At 37.2% G+C, this 21,619-nt stretch carries 20 protein-coding genes; 11 read left to right on the top strand and 9 right to left on the bottom strand.

Going from position 1 to position 21,619, the window contains the following annotated elements:
* Nucleotides 1–3: 3 nt before the first annotated feature.
* The gene (locus tag J678_RS15840; RefSeq protein WP_031955960.1) at nucleotides 4–792 is read right to left on the bottom strand and encodes a hypothetical protein; all 789 of its coding nucleotides are present in this window, start codon (nucleotides 790–792) and stop codon (nucleotides 4–6) included.
* Between the two features lie 185 nt (nucleotides 793–977).
* On the opposite strand from J678_RS15840, the gene J678_RS15835 reads away from it, so the two are divergent.
* Nucleotides 978–1,346 (top strand): hypothetical protein, encoded by a 369-nt coding sequence (locus tag J678_RS15835; protein ID WP_031955959.1) that lies wholly within the window; start codon nucleotides 978–980, stop codon nucleotides 1,344–1,346.
* A 45-nt stretch (nucleotides 1,347–1,391) separates the two neighbouring features.
* Here the strand turns inward: J678_RS15835 and J678_RS15830 are convergent, their stop codons facing one another.
* Both J678_RS15830 and J678_RS15825 read right to left on the bottom strand, forming a co-directional pair.
* A complete protein-coding gene (locus J678_RS15830) occupies nucleotides 1,392–1,706 on the bottom strand; it encodes a putative quinol monooxygenase (protein ID WP_004884660.1) in 315 nt (104 codons plus the stop codon).
* 13 nt (nucleotides 1,707–1,719) lie between these two features.
* Nucleotides 1,720–2,307 (bottom strand): NAD(P)H-dependent oxidoreductase, encoded by a 588-nt coding sequence (locus J678_RS15825; protein ID WP_031955958.1) that lies wholly within the window; start codon nucleotides 2,305–2,307, stop codon nucleotides 1,720–1,722.
* A gap of 221 nt (nucleotides 2,308–2,528) precedes the next feature.
* Here J678_RS15825 and J678_RS15820 point away from each other — a divergent pair, with 221 nt between their 5' ends.
* Nucleotides 2,529–2,894, top strand: a complete 366-nt coding sequence (locus J678_RS15820; RefSeq protein WP_031955957.1) for a hypothetical protein — start codon at nucleotides 2,529–2,531, stop codon at nucleotides 2,892–2,894.
* A gap of 367 nt (nucleotides 2,895–3,261) precedes the next feature.
* Nucleotides 3,262–4,491, top strand: a complete 1,230-nt coding sequence (locus J678_RS15815; protein WP_031955956.1) for an MFS transporter — start codon at nucleotides 3,262–3,264, stop codon at nucleotides 4,489–4,491.
* A gap of 36 nt (nucleotides 4,492–4,527) precedes the next feature.
* On the opposite strand, the gene yccS is transcribed toward J678_RS15815, so the two are convergent.
* The 4 genes from yccS to J678_RS15795 form a co-directional block, all read right to left on the bottom strand.
* The gene (yccS, locus tag J678_RS15810; RefSeq protein WP_031955955.1) at nucleotides 4,528–6,678 is read right to left on the bottom strand and encodes a YccS family putative transporter; all 2,151 of its coding nucleotides are present in this window, start codon (nucleotides 6,676–6,678) and stop codon (nucleotides 4,528–4,530) included.
* 192 nt (nucleotides 6,679–6,870) lie between these two features.
* The gene (gene sodC, locus J678_RS15805; protein WP_004884652.1) at nucleotides 6,871–7,446 is read right to left on the bottom strand and encodes a superoxide dismutase family protein; all 576 of its coding nucleotides are present in this window, start codon (nucleotides 7,444–7,446) and stop codon (nucleotides 6,871–6,873) included.
* A gap of 116 nt (nucleotides 7,447–7,562) precedes the next feature.
* On the bottom strand, nucleotides 7,563–8,681 hold the full coding sequence (locus tag J678_RS15800; RefSeq protein WP_002048810.1) for an AI-2E family transporter: 1,119 nt from the start codon (nucleotides 8,679–8,681) through the stop codon (nucleotides 7,563–7,565).
* A gap of 125 nt (nucleotides 8,682–8,806) precedes the next feature.
* Nucleotides 8,807–9,451: a ParA family protein gene (locus J678_RS15795; protein ID WP_002048798.1), complete on the bottom strand. Its 645-nt coding sequence runs from the start codon at nucleotides 9,449–9,451 to the stop codon at nucleotides 8,807–8,809.
* 159 nt (nucleotides 9,452–9,610) lie between these two features.
* Between J678_RS15795 and J678_RS15790 the strand changes: the two genes are divergently transcribed.
* Together J678_RS15790 and J678_RS15785 are read left to right on the top strand one after the other, a co-directional pair.
* Entirely contained in the window at nucleotides 9,611–10,078 is a 468-nt protein-coding gene (locus tag J678_RS15790) for a Holliday junction resolvase-like protein (RefSeq protein ID WP_031955954.1), read from the top strand.
* A 139-nt stretch (nucleotides 10,079–10,217) separates the two neighbouring features.
* Complete coding sequence (locus J678_RS15785; RefSeq protein ID WP_006580734.1) at nucleotides 10,218–10,790, top strand: hypothetical protein; 573 nt, start codon at nucleotides 10,218–10,220, stop codon at nucleotides 10,788–10,790.
* 48 nt (nucleotides 10,791–10,838) lie between these two features.
* Here the strand turns inward: J678_RS15785 and J678_RS15780 are convergent, their stop codons facing one another.
* Nucleotides 10,839–11,372 (bottom strand): hypothetical protein, encoded by a 534-nt coding sequence (locus tag J678_RS15780; protein WP_006582574.1) that lies wholly within the window; start codon nucleotides 11,370–11,372, stop codon nucleotides 10,839–10,841.
* A 15-nt stretch (nucleotides 11,373–11,387) separates the two neighbouring features.
* Nucleotides 11,388–12,182, bottom strand: coding sequence for a class I SAM-dependent methyltransferase (locus tag J678_RS15775; protein ID WP_031955952.1), 795 nt, complete (start codon nucleotides 12,180–12,182; stop codon nucleotides 11,388–11,390).
* Between the two features lie 127 nt (nucleotides 12,183–12,309).
* On the opposite strand from J678_RS15775, the gene J678_RS15770 reads away from it, so the two are divergent.
* The 6 genes from J678_RS15770 to astD all read left to right on the top strand — a co-directional run bounded on the left by J678_RS15770 (nucleotide 12,310) and on the right by astD (nucleotide 21,617).
* Nucleotides 12,310–13,587: a hypothetical protein gene (locus J678_RS15770; RefSeq protein ID WP_031955950.1), complete on the top strand. Its 1,278-nt coding sequence runs from the start codon at nucleotides 12,310–12,312 to the stop codon at nucleotides 13,585–13,587.
* Nucleotides 13,588–14,001: 414 nt separating this feature from the next.
* Nucleotides 14,002–15,435: an amino acid permease gene (locus J678_RS15765; RefSeq protein WP_004711738.1), complete on the top strand. Its 1,434-nt coding sequence runs from the start codon at nucleotides 14,002–14,004 to the stop codon at nucleotides 15,433–15,435.
* 1,038 nt (nucleotides 15,436–16,473) lie between these two features.
* Nucleotides 16,474–17,745: a Glu/Leu/Phe/Val family dehydrogenase gene (locus tag J678_RS15760; protein ID WP_002048804.1), complete on the top strand. Its 1,272-nt coding sequence runs from the start codon at nucleotides 16,474–16,476 to the stop codon at nucleotides 17,743–17,745.
* 138 nt (nucleotides 17,746–17,883) lie between these two features.
* Complete coding sequence (locus tag J678_RS15755) at nucleotides 17,884–19,098, top strand: aspartate aminotransferase family protein (RefSeq protein ID WP_031955948.1); 1,215 nt, start codon at nucleotides 17,884–17,886, stop codon at nucleotides 19,096–19,098.
* An 18-nt stretch (nucleotides 19,099–19,116) separates the two neighbouring features.
* On the top strand, nucleotides 19,117–20,148 hold the full coding sequence (astA, locus tag J678_RS15750; protein ID WP_031955946.1) for an arginine N-succinyltransferase: 1,032 nt from the start codon (nucleotides 19,117–19,119) through the stop codon (nucleotides 20,146–20,148).
* Entirely contained in the window at nucleotides 20,148–21,617 is a 1,470-nt protein-coding gene (gene astD / locus J678_RS15745) for a succinylglutamate-semialdehyde dehydrogenase (RefSeq protein ID WP_031955945.1), read from the top strand. Before astA ends, astD begins: the two co-directional genes overlap by 1 nt.
* Nucleotides 21,618–21,619: the final 2 nt, after the last annotated feature.

Here is a 21,619-nt window from a genome sequence, read left to right as displayed (position 1 = left end):
TTTTTATTTCTTGTACGCTTTCCAACCTGTCAGAATATGATAAATCAACGGTAAAAGACTAAGAGCAAAAAAACTACAAAGCACAATGGCCCATAGAGGTAAATCCCTTGGATTACCTAAAAAGAAATAGGCAAAAATAGAATAAGACAACATCGAAAACATCGCCATTGTTCCAAGTGGAAGCGTGACTTTAAAAATTAACATGCTAGCAAATGTTTTGTAGGGTTCCATGTCGTGCTTTAGACTGTAGGCAATAATCATGAGCAACACATAACCTAAAATAAATAGCATAAATAAAGCGGCTGCGAACAATAGAATTGTTCGCCAGCTCTTTTCTTGCGCTGTGTGATCACCAGATTCATAAACAACAGTAATATGTTCACCAACTACAGGCATATCAACAGAGCGAACTGAATTATCTAAAGTTAGAGTTCTATTTTGATTATCTTTAAATTGAACCTGAGCAGTATGCATGAGTGTTTTAGTTTTATATTTACGCCCATTTGAGTCTGTGCGTTCAGTATCTACCCATTCAGAAGTATAACTCACTACAGTTGCATCGTAAGTTGGTTTGGTTGCTAAGCCGTAGACTGCCTGAGAAACCCAATAAGTAAATGGGAAAAATAAAGCACTAATACTAAAAACCACGGCAAATAAATAAGCAAATTCAAATTTACTACTTTTACGATTTTTAGCTAAACGCTTGACCCAAAACTTGGCGAGTACAAATGACCAAATCATCAAAACTGCAACGACCACCAAGAAAACTTGTCCCGCATAAGTCAGTTGCATAACGACCCTATTTGTTATGTGTATTTGAAGTTAATTTTATCAAACGATTGTCATTAAAGTTGAGTAAGCAAGAACAAATATTTGGTCTGTAAAAGAGTAGCCATACTTACAACTACATAGTTTCTACAGAGTAACCGAGCAAGGCATAGCATCATAAAGCTATGCCTTTTGTTTTGGTGATAAAGATGCAACGTTTATTTTTAATTTCGGCACTTTGTGCTGGACTTTTCACTGGGTGTGCGACGACCAGTAAATTAATTCCATTTGTGGGTTCGGAAACTCCAATGCAACAAGTACTTAAAGCTCAACCTGAGATTGTAAAAGAGCACAATAACACCTCAGTTCAGCAAGTGTTTAACCGTGTAGAGTCTCCGACTGTTTCTCGTATTACGGTCATTCAAACAGGTTTAATGGATGACTCTGTTTCAGCTATTCGTACAGAATATTCATTTAAATTAGTCGATGAAAAGTGGCAATTGCAAAATAAGCAAAAGAGCTACCAATGTGCGAGAGGAAAAAATACTAAAGGTTTCCAGACACAGCTTTGCTTATAAAAATAAAAAGACGATAAATATATCGTCTTTTTTATACCCTTTAAATTATGCGCCACTCTCTAAAATTCTAATTTTGACATCAACGACATCATCTTTGACTGCTTCATGATGCGCTTGCATATGAGGTGTAGCTAAGTGTGCTTCAAGATGAGCCACGCTTTCCCATTTTTCTAACATAACAATCGTGTCAGGCTCTTGAGTCTGGAAGCTCGCATTTGATTTATGGTCAATTAAAGGTTCATAACCATGGCAACCTTCTTCTGCTAAAACAGTTGGAATGATTTTCTGAAATGCATCCAATACGTTTTGGCGGTGCTGTTCGCCCGATTGAGTACGAATTTCCGCAATAATGGTAAGCATTGTGTTCTCCTTATTAAGCTGCTGCAAATACAGTGTTTAGGTGTGCTTTATATTCTTCAACGTAACTATCAATGTCAGGCATTTTAATCACATCGTTTACAATGAAAGTTGGCAGAGTACTCATACCTAAAAACTGATTGGCTTTATGAAATGGTAAATAAACACCATCTACACCAACGCCGTGGAAGAACTGATCCGCATCGTTAAATGCTTCCATCGGTGCATTCCAAGTGAGTGACAGCATATATTTCTTGTCATGAATTAAACCACCTGAACCATATTTTTTTGAGGTATCAGAGCGGCTACGACCATCGTTTGTATATAATGAACCGTGACCTGTCGTAAATACATCATCAATATATTTTTTTACAGTCCACGGTGCACCCATCCACCAGCCGGGCATTTGATAAATCACGACATCTGCCCATAAGAATTTTTCTACCTCAGCTTCTGCATTGTAGTCGCTATCTGCACGAGTGACTTGTACGTCATGGCCTAGTTCAGTGAGATGGTCCGTTGCCAATGCCGTGAGTGTGTCATTTAATTCACCATTTGAATGCGCAAATTGTTTAGCGCCATTAATGACTAAAATATTGCTCATGGAAGTTTCTCTAATTCAATTCTTAAACTTGAGCGATACTTTAGAGAAGATACTCTTAGAGAAAAATGCAGTAATTGGAAAAATATTATTGAGTAAAAATCACTAATATGGACTGGATATATTGTATTTATGCTTTACTTGAAAGATATATTTTACAAAGTTGAACGGAAAAAATTGTTTGTAGCCTTTAGCATCAAGGTGAAGTTGTGGTGGAGTTGAGTATGAAAAAAATTGGTTTACTCATGATGTGTAATTTATTGGTTCTGAGTGCATGTACACCGAATACAAACCCACCTACACCTCAAGCTAATAGTCCGATACAAGCTGTTTTGATCGATCAACCAAACCTTTTAAATAACGCAAGTAATTTAAGTATTTCACAGCAAATGAATGCTTTGGATGATGCTTCTAATGCTCAAGTCACTATTTTGCAGACAGAGCCGAGTGAAGATGCTGTTTCGAAAACACGTACTGAGTATTTATTAAAAAAAGATCAGACTGTTTGGAAAATCGTGAATAAAAAACAAAGTTATCAATGTACAAAAGGCGAGGAAACAGCAGACTTTCAAGTTAATCCTTGTCCTTAAAGCTGAATCTCTATTGAATATGTGGATAACTTTAGGGTTATTCACAATATAAAAATGAGTTCGTCATCATTAAAATATAGAATTTAAAATTGTTGGAATTGTCCGATTGATGATCAATTTGAAAAGTGATATTGTGTCATCCGGCAATTATGCCAGATGGTAAAAATTACCGAATCTCACGTCATACATTTTTCTCGTTTTAGACACCTTGTGAATACGGTGTTTCACATTCTAAACATGCACTCTCACGGCATATAACAACTTAACTAAAGATTGACTGACCATACTGTCATCGTCATGACTACATAATTTATTTCAATATGTAGTCGCTGAGACATAGTGGCCGCTATTTTGAAGTGTACAACTCATGAAAAATATTCAAACGACAGCGTTGAACCGTACAACGTTGATGTTTCCTTTAGCTTTAGTGCTATTTGAATTTGCGGTTTATATTGGTAATGACCTGATTCAGCCAGCTATGTTGGCAATTACTGAAGATTTTGGTGTGAGTGCAACTTGGGCACCGTCTTCAATGTCATTTTATTTATTAGGTGGTGCATCTGTTGCATGGTTACTTGGGCCTTTATCAGACCGATTGGGCCGTAAGAAAGTTCTTTTAACTGGTGTATTATTTTTTGCCTTGTGTTGTTTTTTAATTTTATTAACAAAACAAATCGAACACTTTCTGACGCTACGTTTTCTACAAGGTATTGGGCTAAGTGTAATTTCAGCAGTCGGATATGCGGCAATTCAAGAAAATTTTGCCGAACGTGATGCAATTAAAGTCATGGCACTCATGGCAAATATCTCATTACTTGCACCCTTGCTAGGACCTGTACTTGGAGCTTTCTTAATTGATTATGTATCTTGGCACTGGGGTTTTGTGGCAATTGCTTTACTTGCACTGCTGAGTTGGGTTGGCTTAAAGAAACAAATGCCGAGTCAGAAGGTAAGTGTGACCAAACAGCCTTTTAGTTATCTTTTTGATGACTTTAAAAAAGTATTTAGCAATCGGCAATTCCTTGGTTTAACGCTAGCCTTACCGCTTGTCGGTATGCCGCTTATGCTTTGGATTGCATTATCGCCAATTATTTTGGTCGATGAGCTCAAGCTAACGAGTGTGCAATATGGATTAGCTCAATTCCCAGTATTTTTAGGTTTAATTGTAGGTAACATCGTTTTAATTAAAATTATTGACCGTTTGGCTTTAGGTAGAACAGTCCTAATTGGTTTACCAATTATGCTCACTGGTACACTCATTTTAATATTAGGCGTTGTCTGGCAAACCTATTTAATTCCTTGTTTGCTTACGGGTATGACACTCATTTGCTTTGGTGAAGGAATTAGCTTTTCAGTGTTGTACCGTTTTGCACTGATGTCATCTGAAGTGTCGAAAGGAACTGTAGCTGCTGCTGTTTCAATGCTATTAATGACGAGCTTTTTTGCAATGATTGAGCTTGTACGTTATCTCTATACTCAATTTCACTTATGGGCTTTCGTGCTATCTGCTTTTGCATTTATCGCACTGTGGTTTACTCAACCACGCTTGGCCTTAAAAGAGGAAATGCAGGAAAGAGTTGCACAAAATTTACATTAAAAAAATACCGGAATTTATATTCCGGTATTTTTTATTCTACTTAATTTCTTGCTCTAAAAGTTTGTTTTTAAGGGTCAACAACTCAGGCAAGGTTTCTAATAGTAAGCTCATTTGTTTTAACACGAGCGTGTAGCTTTCTGAAAAGTCTTCATGAGTTGTTAAGCTTTGAATTTGCTTTAAAGTTTGCTCAATAAAATTCAAGTCAACAGAAACTTGTTCAAATAAACTTTGGTTAAGAATTTGCTGGCAATCCAGTAAAAGCTGTAATACCTGTTGATCTTCAATTTTTTGTCTTTGGCTACCTAATGCTGCGACATAACTCAACTGGCTATGACTATAAACTAAATAACGAAAGGCGTAATGAATCAGCTCTGGTTTTGGGTTGGGCTCAGCACTTAAGCTCGAAATCATATTCGAGAGCTCAATTTGTGCATTATGTGCAGCACGGCGAATTCTACGATATTCAATGTCCTGATTTTTACCATGCTGGTATTGCTCAACAATCACATTGAAATAATCCAGGGTGGCTTGGCTACTTTTTTTAATATTGTTTGGAATATTACGAAAGTTCCAGTCTGGCCATATAAAATTAACAGCAAGCCATGCAATAAAGCAGCCTAATAAGGTGTCGATTAGACGAGGTAAAATAATACTAAAACCTGCGCCTTTTAAGTTGAAAATGAGCAATACCATTAAGGTTGCCATCAGTGTTGCCAACGCATATTTCTTCTGGCGCAAGTAGAAAAAGCTAACTCCACAAATAATAGTGAGAATGAGTTGACCTTCAATGCTTGGAACAAAATACAAAATAGGAATACCCCATAAAACGCCAAGTAAGGTTCCAATTGTTCTAAGTTTTAAACGGCTTTTGGTTGCAAAGTAAGTAATTTGGCAAACAAATAAACTAGTGAGTAAAATCCAGTAGCCATGTTGGGCAAAAGGTAATAGAGAAATTGCGTAACCCGCAGCAAACACAACCGCAATTCGTATTGCATGTCTAAATAGGGCAGATTGTGGTGTTAGTTGCTGCCGAATTTTTAATACAAGGTCAGAAAAACCTTGAATATCATCATCTAGCAAATTGAGGTGTTCTTGTTTGTTTTGACTTAGCGTTTCATTAAACGGCTGCGCATATTGAAGCTGTTCAAATTGTTCATGCATGCCTTTTAAATTATTAAAAATCAATTTTAGATTTTTAACTTCAAAATTTTGCGGGTGCTGTTGTATCCAGTCTTTTAAAGAACTTTCCAAATGGTTTAAAACAATTTGTCCTTCTTGAGAAGACTGATATTGCTGGTTATGCAAAATACATTTGGCTAAATCGTGGCAAGCTTGGGCCTGTAAACGCAGATTTTTTTGAAAACGGAAAATAAGATCACTACGGCTAAAATTTTGTTGAATATGTTCGTAGTGTAGATAATTAGAAGTCGCTTGTTCATGTATATCGCGGGCAAAAAAGTACAGGTTTAACCAGTAAATACTTTTATTACTGACTCGTGATGCCTTAAGGCGAGTAAGCAGGGAGCTACGTATTTGGTTAAGGCTTTGCGCGACTTGCGTATTTTGTAGTGATAATTCAAATAAAAGCTGTTCAACATTTTCTCTATTGTCTGGATCGAACAAGCGCGCTTTAGCTTGAAGTAAGGCAGAGATTTCTTCAAAAATTTGCGAAAGCTTATCTTGTAAAGGAAGGGTTGGTTTTAAAAGAAAAAATAAAATAGATGTTAGGCCGTACCACAGTGCGCCATAGACAAAATAAGTAGGCTGTTGATACCAGTGAGCATACTCTCCTAAACCAAACATGCTATAAATTGAAAGTAAAATTGTACCAAAAGAAATGGTAGCGTAGCGCTGACCTAAGGCGCCCAATAAAATGAAACAAGCACTTGAAATTGAAAGATATAAAATAAATAAAAGTTTATAGGGTGCTAAAAATCCAAGAATAGTGCTGACAGTAAAAAAGAGTAGGCAGACATACAGTAAGTTGCGTAAACGAAGACTTAAGCGATCGTCAAAATCGGTTAGTGCTGCGGCAATCGCACCTAACGTTACAGGAACAATGAGTTCGTTATGGCCCAACCACAGTAAGCCTAAAGTTGTGCCTGTGAGTACAATTAAAATTTGCAGACAGTAAATTAAAATTGAATTCGCTTTAAAACGATTAAATATTTGAGTCAAATAATTCACGGCTTTTTCTAAATGAGAGGGTACGTGATAAGGGATATTTAAATTTTTATTACTTGAAAAATATTATGCGTTTTATTTAAAAAAGTCAGTTTGTTTTTAAGATTTTATAATAATTAATTTGTCTAAACTGCTTAATAAAATAACAAAATTGTGGATATCTTTTTAGATACCTACAATTTAAAAAATAACAAATTATTGAATTACGCCACAGGCAATTCGTGCTCCGCCACCGCCTAAAGGTAGAGGAGAATCTGAATAGTTATCACCGCCCGCATGAATCATGATTGCACGACCTTGAATGTCAGCAAGTTTTAAACGTGGCGCAATAACAGCGGTAGTAGCAACACCAGTGCTGTCGACGACTAATGCTGGTAAGTCGCCCAAGTGTCCGGTAGTTGGCGTACCATGATGTGGTGCTTGATTAGGGTTATAGTGACTACCCGCAGCTAAAGCAGCACCTGGTTTTCCGTCTTTAACAGCAGGAGCACACGATGCATTTTCATGAATATGGAAACCACGAGTACCGCTTGGTAAATCTGCTAAAGCAGGGGTAATAATTAAGCCTTTATCACTGTCTTGAAAGCTAATCGTCCCGATTTTTTTACCAATCCCATTAGCTGTGACTTCATTTACATCGACTACTTTTTTGGTATGCATTGTCGTTAATGCATGAGTCGTATCAGATACTGTTTTGCTTACCGTACTACAACCAACTGTTAATAAAGCTGTTAGTGCACATACTGCACTCATTTTATTTAATACTGGCATTATTAGATGTCCTTATAGATATAAATCTGATTTTTTTATTCAAGCAAAGGCCTGTAAACCCTACAAGTTAATTTAAATAGTCACTTTGTATCCTGAAACATTTTTAAATCATTGGCTTAATTTTTAGATGGTGGTAAATCATCATCCGAATCATAAATCATGGTCGTTTTAGGCATGGGTTCAGGATCAATCGTTTCATGAAGCCATTCACGCCAAATCGCTAATAAAACAGCTAAAATAACAGGGCCAATAAATAAACCGACTAAACCAAAACTCGCAATACCACCCAGTACACCAAACATAATCAGTAAAAACGGAATTTGAGTTGCACCAGAAATTACAAGTGGGCGAATCACATTGTCTGAGCTACTTACAATCAGAACACCCCATAAAACCACGCCAATGGCTTCCATGGTTTGCCCTTGTGAAAACAGCCATAGACCAACACCTAAATAGGAAACAGGGGTACCGAAGGGAATGAGTGCTAATAAGAACGTCGCAATCGTGAGCACCATTGGATTGGGTACACCAGCGACGAAATAACTTAATCCAGCAAGGACTGCTTGAGCAATTGCAGTTAAACCGACACCATAGACAACGGCACGGGTTGTTTCTGAAATTGTATCTAGATAATGGTGAATACGTAGGCCAATCACCATTTCTAAGGCTTTACTCACTTGAGTTAAGATCGTGTGACCGTCACGGTAAAAGAAGAAAAGACTTAAAATTGCAAAACCAAGTTTGACGAGATTTTTACTAATTTCATTGATTAAAACTCGCCCATAACTTAAATGGCTTTGTATCCAAGCTGCAATACTCTGAATCGTACTATTTGGGTCGGTGTTTATATCATTTAGTGTTCTGGTTATTTCTTTGCCAATAAAAGGAAGATTTTTAATGAAATCAGGTACGCTTAAATGACCAGAAAAAACCTGACGCTGTAAATCAAGATAGAGATTGCGACCTTCATGTTGCAAAATAAAAATAGCGCAGATCAGGGGTACACCAACAACTAAAATAACAAAGCTAATCATGACTGTGGCATTTAAATTATTACGGTTTTCGCCAAAAAAACGCTGAATTCTTAAATAAATTGGCCAAGTCATGTAGGCGATAATCGCAGCCCAAACTACAGGTACAATAAAGTACTTCAGGATGTTAAATCCTAAAAATAACAGGATGAAAAACAGCCCAAACAATAAAACGCGCTGTAAAGTAGGAGCGTATGGATGCACGAACAAAAATTCTCTAATTATTTAAATAGAATGGGGTCATATTAACTGAAAAATGACCTGAGGCAAATTTTAGGCAGAAATGCTGATCTATACATTTCTGCTCAATAAAAATGAAAAAGTTATTTTTAAAACCACTCGGACTTATCTTCGATTAGTTTATTTAAAAGTGGCTGCCACTGGCTTTGAATTGCAATAAAGTTTTTTTGTGGTTTATCAAACACACTCAAACCTTGCATTGCTAAACTGCCATAAGCACTACGCTCTGCAATCCATGCAATCGGTTCATGTTCGATTTTTTCAAAAAATTGCTGAATATCTTTTGAGCTAGCACTATTCGGTTTAACTCGATTTGCAAGCAGTAAAATTTGTACTTTTCCTTTGCGAATACGTTTAATATCCTGCAAATGCTTGAGAAAACGACGTGTACTGTCGATATCAAAAAATGAAGGTTGAAGTGGTGTAATAATGGCATGAGCTTCGCTGACTAATTGTTCAGCATGGTCGCCTGAAAGAGCGCCGGGTGCATCAATAATTAAATAATCTAAATTTTTAGGTGCATCACCAATAGATTTTTCTTGGCGCCAATCAAGGCTTTGAATTGCAGCTACATTTTCTGGACGTTGCTTTAACCATTGTAAGGAAGATTTTTGGTTATCAGAGTCCGCTAACGCTACTTTATATCCTTTTTGTGCCAAAGCTGTTGCCAACGTAATGGCTGTCATGGTTTTTCCGCATCCACCTTTTTGATTTGCAATAAGTATCGTTTTCATAAATTCAGTTATATTCAGCAGCACACTTGTTCTGCTTATACCTTAGCATCTTTTTATGAGAAGTAGATGACTGCCTTTGACAAAAGTTTAAGCTAGTTCGTAATTTTAGATATGATTGCTCATCTACCGTGATGATATGTAATTTATTAAGGAAAATTTATGTCCGTATGGCTGGCCATGCTTATAGGTGCTGGTATTGGTATTATTATCACAACGCTTATTTTATCAAATACCCGTAATGGTCGAATCAAGGCTGAATACGAGCAATATATTGCAGAGTTAGAGCTTGAGCATCAACAGACGCTTGCCCAGGCACAAAAGCGGAGTGTGAATACAAGCCGCGCTGTATTAAAAGGTAAAATGGCAGAACAATTTGCTCCGATTTTACCTGAGTTTCAATACTTACCAAGTGATGCCAAATTTCTGGGTGACCCGGTTGATTACGTTATTTTTGATGGCTATACCGATTTTAGAGATGGAGATGGAACTGCCGAGGATATCCAGATTATCTTGCTTGATATTAAAAGTGGGGGAGCTCGTCTAACCAAAGGACAGCAAGCAATTGCTCAAGCAATAAAAGAAGGAAAGGTACGCTTTGAAACGTTGCGAATTGATTTTGAAGATTAACAATCAATTTAATTAAGCACAAAAATAGACGAAATTGATCTGTATTGTTACTAAATACCGATATTTTTTTCATCGCTTAGAGCTACTATAAATTAGAGATCTGCTGCATTTGATCTAGTAATATTTGAGGTATAAAGCGATGAAAAAACAACATGTAATGTTAGGCTTATTGGCCTCTTTATGTATCAGCTCAGCTTTTGCTTCGACGGCCTCTACTTCTGGTGAATATAATATTGCAAATGGTTTGTTACCGATTGAAAAAGATCAGTCAATTTCTGTGTTACAGCCATTTCAAGGCAATTTTAGAATTTTAGGTTCAAAAATTTATAAAAATGATGAACAAGCTAAGTTTTCACCGATCGATTATGCGGTAAGTTGGGGGTTATTTGCTCAACCAGATATTGCTCGTACCATTTCAGTTAAACAGTATGACCGCTATTTAAACTGGAAAATGAGTAAGCTTCCTGTACCTGCTGAGCAAGCGATGCAAATGGTGTCTAATATGCACATCATTCCTGCGAGTCCTCAAATTGCTCAACAAATTAAACAAGTTAAACGCGGTGACTTGGTATACCTCAAAGGTGAATTGGTCGAAATTAAAGATAAAAATTTAGTTTGGCGATCATCTTTAACCTCAAGTGATACAGGTGATGGTGCTTGTGAGTTATTCCGTGTTCAATCGATTCATTGGGTTGAAAAACAAAATATATAAATTAAAAAGCCTTCTTGTTCAGAAGGCTTTTTATTGCACACTATAAAATTAATGCTGCTGTGAAGCTTTCCAGTATTTCAACTGGTTCTGAGCTTGTAAGTAGTCAGCAAGTTGATTGACTTGTTCATCTTTATTGGCCTGTTTATCACTGATGTGTTTTTCTTGATTTTCCCAATATTGATAAAGTAAGCCTTGAATATAGCGACCTTGTTCAGTTTTTAAGTCGAGGTCTTTTAACATGGTCAATGCTGAGCGAACATTATCAAGTGTACGTTTTTGTTCAAACTCTGTGGTGAGTGTACCTGCCGCATGCATTTTTTCTAACTCAGTTTCCATTTCATCGCTCATTTCAGTAAAGCGACGGTCATAGTCTTCTAATAAAGCAATATCATGCGCATCGTCAGCAGTGGCTGTGAACTTTTTAACAGGCCTTTCATTGAGCTTTTCCATCACCTGATCAGTAGATGAACTTGTATGAGATTGCTGAGTCTTTGCTGGTTCATCTGCTTTTTTACAAGCAGTCAATAATAGGCTAGAGCTGAGCAAAGACATTAAAATGATATGAGGCGTTTTTTTAAACATAGCTTTCAACCGAACCTATTCTCTATGATTTGACGACGTACTTTTTTGAAAGTGATATGCATATGTGACATATGGAAAATCAATCTGATCTTGTGGGCCTAGGCCTGTAAAATCATAAACAATTTTCTCAAATTGAGCTTTGAGCTGTAATTGATCTTTTTCAGTCATTGCTGCAATAAAACTTGTAGAGAGTAATCTTTTACTCACCACTTGTTCGACAGTACCATGCTGTGATTGCGGAAAAGTTTCTAAACTGTCAAAACTAAATAAATTTTGGTTTTCAAAAACCTTTTTCCACTTTTCACTATGATAACGCGGCGTATCGCCTTCAAGAGGTAGTAAAAAATCTGCTAAGGCTTTCACCCAGTCTGTACGCTTATCACGCTGATTCCAAACGAGACCTAAATGTCCTTGCGGTTTTAATATTCGATGGATTTCGGTCAGTGTTTCCATGTTGTCGAACCAATGGAAAGATTGAGCGCAAATGACCGCATCAATTTGTTGATCGTTTACCGGAATAGCATGGCTAAATGCCTGTAAAGTTTTAATATCAGTATAGGCTTGCTGAAGCTGTTGTAACATCTCGCCAATTGGCTCTACTGCAATAATATTGGCACGTGTTTGTTTTAAGTAGGGTAAGAATTTGCCAGTACCTGAGCCAAGATCAATAACAGTAGAATTTTCATGTATTTGGAGACGTTCTTGCAGCCAACTGACTATTTCTGCTGGATAATTCGGCCTAACTTGCTGATAAAGCTCCGCAGCGGAGCTGAATCCTTTTTGAGCGGCAGGATGTAAGGATTGTGTCATATTTTGCGCTTTTTAATCTGACTGGCATCTATAAAATAAGATACTCCGCAATCATAAATTGGCAAAACACCTATTTTGTTTCATTTTTGACGATGTATGTGGGAGTAAATTTTCTTTCGGTGTGAGCATGGATAAGCAAATTATTTTTGAAGACGAACACATTAGAGCCATTTTTTTACAAGGCGATTCTAATACATTAGTTCTCTCTTTTGGCGATTTGATTACCCGAGCGAGTGGCTTATCTATCAATGCTGAAAAGTCTCTAATAAAGTACCAATACAATGTTATTGGGATTATGCCAAAACAAAAATCATGGTTCCCAAAAGCCAGTATGGTTGAAATGACCAAAGCCATTTTGCCTATTATTCAGCGTTTTAAAAATATTGTAGGTTATGGCGGCTCAATGGGCGGCTATGCAGCAATCAAGTATTCGAACCTTTTAAACATGAATCGAATCGTTGCATTTGTACCTCAATATTCAATTGACCCTGAACAGGTCGAAGACCGCCGCTATGCTGAATTCTTTGATGCTGTTGCAAATAAAGATATGCAAATTCAACAGCAAGATGTAGATGCAAGTCGTGAATATATTATTGTTTATGACCCTTACTTTGCTGTCGATCGCGAACATTACTTAAAAATAAAAGAGCTATTGCCAAGTTTACATACGGTTCATTTACCTTTTACAGGGCATGAAGCTTTATCAGTATTGGCAAGCTCAAGTCTGTTACATGATTTTATTGAGCATGAATTTGATGAAACGTATTTCTATCAACATGTGCGTAAAATCAAAAAACAAAGTAAATTCTATTACCGTAATGTACTTGCGAATGTGCTGACATACCATGACAGCATGTTATTAAAAATTTTACGTCAAAATGATTTTCAATTAGATGAACGTTATTTAGATAACCCGCTCAAACAAGCGATTACACGTAGTCTTTTAAAAACAAAGCAGGCAACTGAGCACGATTTTCAAAAGCTTGGAATTAAAATTCAGTACATTCAGCAAGCTGCAACTTATAAAAAAGGTTTGCAGACTCACTCTGATACAGTCTTGGTATTCAATTTAATTAATTTAAAGCTTGAAGCTTATGCTATAGATGTTGTGCTAGCAAACACATCGTATCTGATCCCGATTGTGACAGAGCAGACTGGAGTTGCACATATTGAATTAAATAATGAAATTTATTTGTTAGGTATGAATGACCGAAAAATTATTAAATTATTCAAACAAGGTGATGCATTAAGCTCGGATATGAGTCCGTTTGTCATTAAACAATATGCTGATTTTTTTGCATTGAGCTACAAGCAATTTAATTTAGATTGTGATGAGCAAGGCGTTTGTGACTACATTGAAGGTTCAGTTCAACCATCGCAACAATTTGTACTGACCAGTTATTAATTTTAATTTACTGATTAAATAAAGCCCAAATCTTCAAATTTGGGCTTTATTTTTTGCTCAAAAAATATTTTTTTATTAATTTATTTGTATATAAAATCAAAAGTCATTATTTAAATAAATAATGCGATTAATTTTTAAATAAAGATAGGGCTAAAAGTAGCCATGATAAATTAAGCGAAAAATTATTATATTTAAAAATTAATGGTTTTTAGTTTTATATAAATTAAAGAAATATTGTTGGGTTATTTAAAATACAATGATTGCTTTGGAGTCTATTAATTAATTGTTTTTTATTGCAATTTTATTTGTGTTGAGAAGGGGTGCTTAAAATAGCTTCACTATTCAAAGATAATTGCATATTTATTTTTTTCTCCTAAAATGATTTTTTACTAAATTGTCGTTACAGTTTTTTATATGCAATCATTAAATTATCGGAATAATGATGCATCGCAACATGGAAGTTCTGCACCTTTGAAACGAGCAATGAGTACTCGACATTTGGTGATGATCTCCCTTGGCGGTGCCATAGGTACAGGTCTTTTTTTAGGGTCTGGCGACGTAATTGCTCAAGCTGGCCCAATTGGCGCAATTATCTCTTATTTCTTGGGCGGTTTGATTGCCTACACCGTTATGCTCTGTCTTGGTGAGCTAGCGGTTCATGTGCCTGAATCGGGCTCTTTCGGTGAATACGCACGACGCTATATTGGTCCAGGCACAGGTTATATGATTACCTGGCTATATTGGTTGACTTGGACTGCCACTTTAGGAACTGAATTTACTGCCGCAGCTTTGCTGGTTAAGGAATGGTTTCCATCTACTTCTGTTTGGGCGTGGACTTTGTTTTTTGGTGGTCTTGTCTTTTTCCTTAATATTAGTTCAACGCGTTTATTTGCCGAATCTGAGTTCTGGCTTGCTCTGATTAAAGTTATAACAATTATTGTATTTATTACTTTGGGTTTATTGGCAATTTTTGGTTTTATTCCTTATCACGGACATGAAACAGCGCCTTTATTCAGCAATTTAACGGCTCAAGGTTGGTTTCCGCACGGTTTATTCCCAATTTTCACAACCATGCTCATTGTAAACTTTGCCTTCTCTGGTACTGAGCTTATTGGAGTTGCTGCAGGTGAGGCGGAGGAACCGGCAAAGACTGTACCTAAGGCAATTAATGCAGCGATTTGGCGTTTGCTCATATTCTTTGTGGGAACAATTGTTGTCATTTGTTCTTTGCTTCCATTTCATCTTGCTGGTCTTAATGCAAATGATGTGAGCAGTAGTCCATTTGTGACAGTATTTAATTATATTGGTATTCCGTATGCAGAAGACATTATCCGCTTCGTAATTATTACGGCGCTGCTTTCAGCTGCCAATTCTGGTTTATTTGCTGCATCACGAATGATGTGGTCGCTTTCAGCAAAAAATCAATTACCTAAAATTTTCGCTAAACTTACACCATCTGGCACACCTATTGTTGCCATTATTGTGACGATGTTTGGTGCTATTCCTGGGTTGCTTTCAGAACAGTTTGCACCAGAAACAATTTTCAAAAATTTGTTAGGTGTTGCTGCCTTTACAATGGTTGTTGTTTGGATTGCCATTTGTATTTCACAATTTAACTTCCGTAGACAATGGTATAAGTCAGGAAAGACAGCAAAAGATTTACGTTTCGCTGCTCCGCTTTTCCCTCTTACTCCAATTGTAGGTGGGCTATTTTGTATAGTCACTTGTATCAGTATGGTGTTTGATCCATCTATGCAGGTTGGATTTATCTGCTGTATTATCTTTATCTTACTGTGTTATATCAGCTATTTTGTCTTTTATCGTAAGAAAGAGAGTGCTCCAAACTAAGCCTATTTATTGCTTAATTTGGTTGATAAGAGGTCCCTCATGGGACCTTTTTTTATGTCTATAAATTGTGCATAGAAGAGTACTTTTATATATTTTTTTTAAAAATGTTTTTTTTATTTTAATAATAAATTCAAATAATGATTCATAAATTAACCATTTATCGGAATGTTATTAATAGCTAATTATTATAAGTCTTTAAATAAGTATATGTTTAACATGATTATTTAATAGTTGTGTAATTTTTATATTTCTATTTTTTATTTTAAATAAGACTGTACAAAAAAATATTATGAAATTTTCTAAAAAATTTGAAGGATTTTTGAAATTTTTTGTTAATTAAGTTATTGTTATTAAATGGTAATTTTTTAACCATTTTTAATTTTAATATTTTTTTAATTTCCATAAAATAAAATTATTATGGCTGAGGCTTTTTTTAGGCTTTGTTACTTTTTTATTATAAAATTTCGGGAAAATTGATTATTTTTTCTCTGCTTGTTTATTTTAAAATGTTCTAAATTATCTTGCTCTGTGCTATATTTACTTAAAGATTTTATGTCTATATGAAAGCGCGATTAATCAGCTTGAGTAGTGATGTGAAGCTTGCAGTATTATTGAACAATTTTTATTTAAAAAGACTAATGGAGGGATCTATCGATTAGTCAAAAATAATTTCATGGACTTATGGTTTTTTTGTTTTATGAACCCTAGTTCTTTTTAACTCCCAAACGGTTATGTCACCTCTTTTGCACTTATTTCCAATCGACTTGTTTGAGTTGATTGCGGTGGAACTTTTGCTTTTATAAAGACATTTTTTATAAACAGCAGATGAGGCAAGAGAAAGATTGTAAAAGATATCGATATATAAAAGTAAATCTTACTTTTGATATCACAAGATGGAATTTAAAAGGTCTGAAGCTTTAGAAGAGCGGAAGATTTTATAAATAAATCAAAACATTGTTATTGCAAGGTTTTGGTTGCTGAATAATAAAGACTACGGATTTATCACATCTGAGTCTATGTAGGTATATAGGAAAAAAGATGTCAGATCTTTCATACGTAAACGAACATAGCGATGCATGGCAAACTTACTTGGCACAAATTGACCGTGTAGCGCCATATCTAGAACACTTAGCTGATTATATCGATACTTTAAAGCGCCCTAAGCGTGCTCTTATTGTTGATGTACCAATCGTAATGGATGACGGTTCAATCCAGCACTTTGAAGGCTACCGTGTACAACACAACTTGTCTCGCGGTCCTGGTAAAGGTGGTGTTCGTTACCATCCAAATGTTGATTTAAATGAAGTGATGGCGTTGTCTGCATGGATGACAATTAAAACTGCTGTTTTGAACTTGCCATTTGGTGGTGCAAAAGGTGGTATCCGTGTTGACCCACGTAAATTATCTACTCGTGAATTAGAGCGTTTAACTCGCCGTTATACGACTGAAATTGGTCATATTATCGGACCTCAAAAAGACATTCCTGCTCCAGACGTTGGTACAAATGCCAATATCATGGGTTGGATGATGGATACTTATTCTACTAGCCAAGGTCACACAGTAACTGGTGTTGTAACTGGTAAACCAGTTCACTTAGGCGGTTCTTTAGGACGTGTTAAAGCGACTGGTCGTGGTGTATTCGTTACTGGCCGTGAAGTTGCTGCAAAAATCAACTTACCAATTGAAGGCGCGAAAGTTGCTGTACAAGGCTTTGGTAACGTAGGTAGTGAAGCTGCTTTCTTATTTGTTGAATCAAAAGCAAAAATCACTCACGTTCAAGACCACACTGGCACAATTTTTAATGCTGACGGTATTGATCTTGTTGCATTACGTGAGCACGTAAACGCAAACCAAGGTGTTGGCGGTTTTGCTGGTGCACAATCAATTGCAGATGAAGATTTCTGGACTGCTGAAGTAGACATCATTATTCCTGCTGCATTAGAAGGCCAAATCACAGTTGAGCGTGCTGAAAAACTTAAAGCTAAGTTGATTTTGGAAGGCGCGAACGGCCCGACTTATCCTAAAGCTGAAGATGTATTGGTTGAGCGTGGCATTGTTGTTGTTCCTGACGTTGTATGTAACGCCGGCGGTGTAACTGTAAGTTACTTCGAATGGGTTCAAGACATGGCGAGCTATTTCTGGAGCGAAGAAGAAATCAACGAACGTTTAGACAAGTTGATGGTTCAAGCAATGGATGACGTTTGGAATACAGCGAATAAGAATGCTTGTACTTTACGTACAGCAGCTTACATCTTGGCTTGTGAGCGTATCTTAAAAGCTCGTAAAGAACGCGGTATTTTCCCAGGCTAATCTGAGGAAATTACCTTTTAGGAAAAGTGGGCTGAGCAAATATAAAGGATGTATAGGGTTATTTGTTCAGTCCCTTTTTCTAAATGAATTAAAGACAGTAAGACAGATTAAATAAATTAAATAGATACTGAGGTAAGCATGGAACAGCCAATTTCTGTAACTCGAAGCAACTTTAATGACTGGATGGTTCCAGTATTTGCACCGGCAAATTTCATTCCGGTACGTGGTGAAGGTTCACGTATCTGGGATCAAGAAAATAAAGAATATATCGATTTTGCAGGCGGGATTGCAGTAAATGCATTAGGTCATGCGCATCCAGTGGCAGTCAATGCGTTAACAGAACAAGCAAAAAAACTTTGGCATGTCGGCAATGGTTATACCAATGAACCAGTACTGCGTCTTGCTAAACAACTCACTGAAAATACATTTGCAGACAAAGTATTCTTCTGTAACTCAGGTGCAGAAGCAAATGAAGCAGCATTAAAGCTTGCTCGTAAAGTTGGACTCGACAGCGGTGTCGCAGGCAAAAGCGGTATTGTGGCATTTAACAACGCGTTCCACGGCCGTACTTTATTTACCGTTTCGGCTGGTGGTCAGCCAAAATATTCACAAGACTTTGCACCACTTCCAAACGGCATTAGCCATGTTGCTTATAATGATTTAGAAGCAGCTAAAGCAATTATTAATGAGCAAACCTGTGCAGTAATTGTAGAGCCTGTACAAGGTGAGGGCGGGGTAATTCCTGCTGATATCGAATTTTTAAAAGGTTTACGTGCACTGTGTGATCAGTTTGGTGCCTTACTTATTTTTGATGAAGTGCAAACAGGTGTTGGCCGTACAGGTGCACTTTATGCTTACATGAACTACGGTGTGACTCCAGATGTACTCACTACTGCAAAAGCGCTGGGCGGTGGTTTCCCTGTCGGTGCAATGCTAACAACTGACAAATTTGCGCCGCATTTTTCAGTGGGTACACACGGCACAACTTATGGCGGTAACCCGCTGGCAAGTGCAGTTGCAGGCGCAGTCTTTGAGTTTATTAATACACCAGAAGTACTTGAAGGCGTGAAACACCGTCATCAATATTTCCTTGATGCATTAAATACGTTAAATGCTGAATATCAAGTTTTTGATGAAATTCGTGGTCAAGGTTTATTGATTGGTTGCGTATTAAAAGCTGAATATGCAGGTAAAGCAAAAGATATTACGACTTGGGCAGGTGAGGAAGGTTTACTTGCTTTGATCGCAGGGCCTAACGTAGTTCGTTTCACACCTTCACTCATTATTCCTGAACAAGATATTGATGAAGGGATAGCTCGTTTAAAAAGAGCTTTGGCAAAGTTGGCTAAATAAAAAAAAGGAAAGCTAGCCATGATGATTGTCCGTCATGCCGAGTTTCGAGACCTTGAAGATATTTATAAATTAGCAGGTAAGTCAGGTGTTGGCCTGACTTCCTTGCCACAAAATATGGATACGCTTTCGGCTCGAATTTCACGTACTCGCAATACTTTAAATGGTAATGTTCATAAGAGCGAACAGGGTTATTTGTTTGTTCTTGAGGATACAGAAGCTCAACGTGTTATTGGGGTGAGTGCAATTGAAGTTGCTGTGGGTTTAATCGAACCTTGGTATAACTTTCATGTGGGAACCCAAGTACATGCTTCAAAAGCATTAAATGTTTATAAAGCATTACCGACTTTATTCCTAAGTAATGATCGAACAGGAAGTAGTGAGCTCTGCACATTATTTTTAGATCCGGAACGTCGTGAAAACCAAAACGGTAAATTCTTATCAAAAATCCGTTTTATGTTTATCGCAGCATTTAAGCAATATTTTGAGAAAAAACTTATTGCCGAGATGCGTGGTTTTTCTGATGAAAATGGTTGTTCACCTTTCTGGGATGCGATTGGACACCATTTCTTTAATATGGATTTCTCCACAGCAGACTATTTAAGTGGAATTGGCCAAAAAGTTTTCATTGCGGAACTTATGCCACGTTTTCCAGTCTATGTAGACCTTTTACCAAAGGCTGCACAAGAAGTGATTGGAAAAATGCATCCACATACTTTACCTGCTTATCATGTGCTTGAGTCCGAAGGCTTACGCTATCAAGGATATGTCGATATTTTTGATGCAGGTCCAACCATTGAAGCCAATATTGATGAGTTGCGTGCAGTTAAAGAAAGCCAATTTTTAACTGTCAAAATTACTAATGAAGCGACAGTGGGTAAAACACAATACCTTGTTGCCAATGATAACTATCACGACTATCGGGCTATGTTAATGAAGCTTGATCTCGTAGATAGCACTCTAAATTTAACCCATGAACAAGCTGAGAAACTCGGTGTACAAGAAGGCCACGCTGTTCGTGTGTTATCACTAAATCCTATGGAAGTATCCTGATGTCAAACTCTTTATTTATAAACGGTGTCTGGTTACAAGGCAGCGGTACAACATTTGTAAAAACAAATCCGGTTGATAACCAAACTGTATGGTCAGGTGGTGAAGCTACGGCCGTTGATGTTGAGAAAGCTTGCCAAGCTGCACGTACAGCATTTCCTGCATGGGCACGTTTACCTCTTGCTGAGCGTGTAGCGATTGTAGAAAAGTTTGCAAAGCTGCTTGAAGAAAATAAAAAACATTTAGCTGAAGTAATTAGTCAAGAAACCAGTAAGCCTTTTTGGGAAACGTTAACTGAAGTTCAGTCAATGATTGGCAAAGTTGCGATTTCGATTCGTGCTTATCATCAACGTACTGGCGAAAGCTCAACTGAAATGGCAGATGGTGTGGCATCTTTACGTCATCGTCCACATGGTGTACTTGCAGTTTTTGGTCCATATAACTTCCCGGGCCATTTACCAAATGGGCATATCGTTCCTGCATTACTTGCGGGCAACACAGTTGTATTTAAACCAAGTGAATTAACGCCTTGGACTGCTGAAGAAACTGTAAAACTTTGGCAACAAGCAGGTTTGCCAAATGGTGTAATGAACTTAGTTCAAGGTGGCCGTACTACTGGTGAAGCCTTGGCTGCTTCTCATGAAATTGATGGTTTATTGTTTACCGGAAGTGCAAACACTGGTTACCACTTGCATAAGCAAATGGCAGGTGCGCCTGAGAAAATTCTTGCGCTTGAAATGGGCGGCAATAATGCATTGATTATTGATGAAATTGAAAATATTGATGCGGTTGTTAACCTCACTATTCAATCTGCTTTTGTTTCGGCAGGTCAGCGTTGTACATGTGCACGCCGTATCTTGGTAAAAAACGGTGCTGAAGGTGATGCATTTATTCAACGTTTTGTTGAGGTTGCTAAAAACCTGAAAGTTGGCCGTTGGAATGATGAGCAACAACCATTTATGGGCGGCGTAATTTCATCGGCTGCTGCGACAAACATGATGAATGCTCAGCAAAAGCTACTTGAGCTTGGTGCAAAAAGCTTGTTGCCAATGACACGTCCTCAAGAAGACAGCTCGCTACTTACTCCAGGTATTGTTGATGTAACAGGTGTGGCGGGTATTCCAGATGAAGAATATTTTGGTCCGCTTACCACCATTCAACGTTATGACAGTTTTGATGAAGCATTAAAAATTGCCAATGCAACTCGTTTTGGTTTGTCTGTTGGATTGGTTTCTCCAAAACGTGAACTATTTGATGACTTACTCATTGAAGCGCGTGCCGGTATTGTGAACTGGAACAAACCATTAACAGGCGCTTCAAGTGCTGCGCCATTTGGTGGTGTTGGAGCTTCAGGTAACCACCGTGCAAGTGCGTTTTATGCTGCTGACTACTGTGCTTGGCCAATGGCTTCACTTGAAAGTGAAAGCTTGACGTTGCCAGAAAAATTATCTCCAGGGATTGTGTTGCCTTAACA

The sequence above is a fragment of the Acinetobacter sp. 1424608 genome (assembly GCF_000588255.1).
In the GTDB taxonomy this organism is placed as follows: domain Bacteria; phylum Pseudomonadota; class Gammaproteobacteria; order Pseudomonadales; family Moraxellaceae; genus Acinetobacter; species Acinetobacter nosocomialis.
Note: the sequence above shows the minus strand (reverse complement) of the source record. Positions and strands in the feature narration are given on the sequence as shown.

Excerpts from the sequence above, each read along its gene's own strand:
- sodC (WP_004884652.1), bottom strand. The coding sequence starts at position 7,446 with ATGCCAGTATTAAATAAAATGAGTGCAGTATGTGCACTAACAGCTTTA.
- J678_RS15775 (WP_031955952.1), bottom strand. The coding sequence starts at position 12,182 with ATGACACAATCCTTACATCCTGCCGCTCAAAAAGGATTCAGCTCCGCT.
- J678_RS15830 (WP_004884660.1), bottom strand. The coding sequence starts at position 1,706 with ATGCTTACCATTATTGCGGAAATTCGTACTCAATCGGGCGAACAGCAC.
- J678_RS15755 (WP_031955948.1), top strand. The coding sequence starts at position 17,884 with ATGGAACAGCCAATTTCTGTAACTCGAAGCAACTTTAATGACTGGATG.
- J678_RS15770 (WP_031955950.1), top strand. The coding sequence starts at position 12,310 with ATGGATAAGCAAATTATTTTTGAAGACGAACACATTAGAGCCATTTTT.
- J678_RS15840 (WP_031955960.1), bottom strand. The coding sequence starts at position 792 with ATGCAACTGACTTATGCGGGACAAGTTTTCTTGGTGGTCGTTGCAGTT.
- J678_RS15820 (WP_031955957.1), top strand. The coding sequence starts at position 2,529 with ATGAAAAAAATTGGTTTACTCATGATGTGTAATTTATTGGTTCTGAGT.
- J678_RS15815 (WP_031955956.1), top strand. The coding sequence starts at position 3,262 with ATGAAAAATATTCAAACGACAGCGTTGAACCGTACAACGTTGATGTTT.
- J678_RS15785 (WP_006580734.1), top strand. The coding sequence starts at position 10,218 with ATGAAAAAACAACATGTAATGTTAGGCTTATTGGCCTCTTTATGTATC.
- J678_RS15835 (WP_031955959.1), top strand. The coding sequence starts at position 978 with ATGCAACGTTTATTTTTAATTTCGGCACTTTGTGCTGGACTTTTCACT.
- J678_RS15760 (WP_002048804.1), top strand. The coding sequence starts at position 16,474 with ATGTCAGATCTTTCATACGTAAACGAACATAGCGATGCATGGCAAACT.
- astA (WP_031955946.1), top strand. The coding sequence starts at position 19,117 with ATGATGATTGTCCGTCATGCCGAGTTTCGAGACCTTGAAGATATTTAT.
- J678_RS15825 (WP_031955958.1), bottom strand. The coding sequence starts at position 2,307 with ATGAGCAATATTTTAGTCATTAATGGCGCTAAACAATTTGCGCATTCA.
- J678_RS15795 (WP_002048798.1), bottom strand. The coding sequence starts at position 9,451 with ATGAAAACGATACTTATTGCAAATCAAAAAGGTGGATGCGGAAAAACC.
- astD (WP_031955945.1), top strand. The coding sequence starts at position 20,148 with ATGTCAAACTCTTTATTTATAAACGGTGTCTGGTTACAAGGCAGCGGT.
- J678_RS15790 (WP_031955954.1), top strand. The coding sequence starts at position 9,611 with ATGTCCGTATGGCTGGCCATGCTTATAGGTGCTGGTATTGGTATTATT.
- J678_RS15780 (WP_006582574.1), bottom strand. The coding sequence starts at position 11,372 with ATGTTTAAAAAAACGCCTCATATCATTTTAATGTCTTTGCTCAGCTCT.
- J678_RS15765 (WP_004711738.1), top strand. The coding sequence starts at position 14,002 with ATGCAATCATTAAATTATCGGAATAATGATGCATCGCAACATGGAAGT.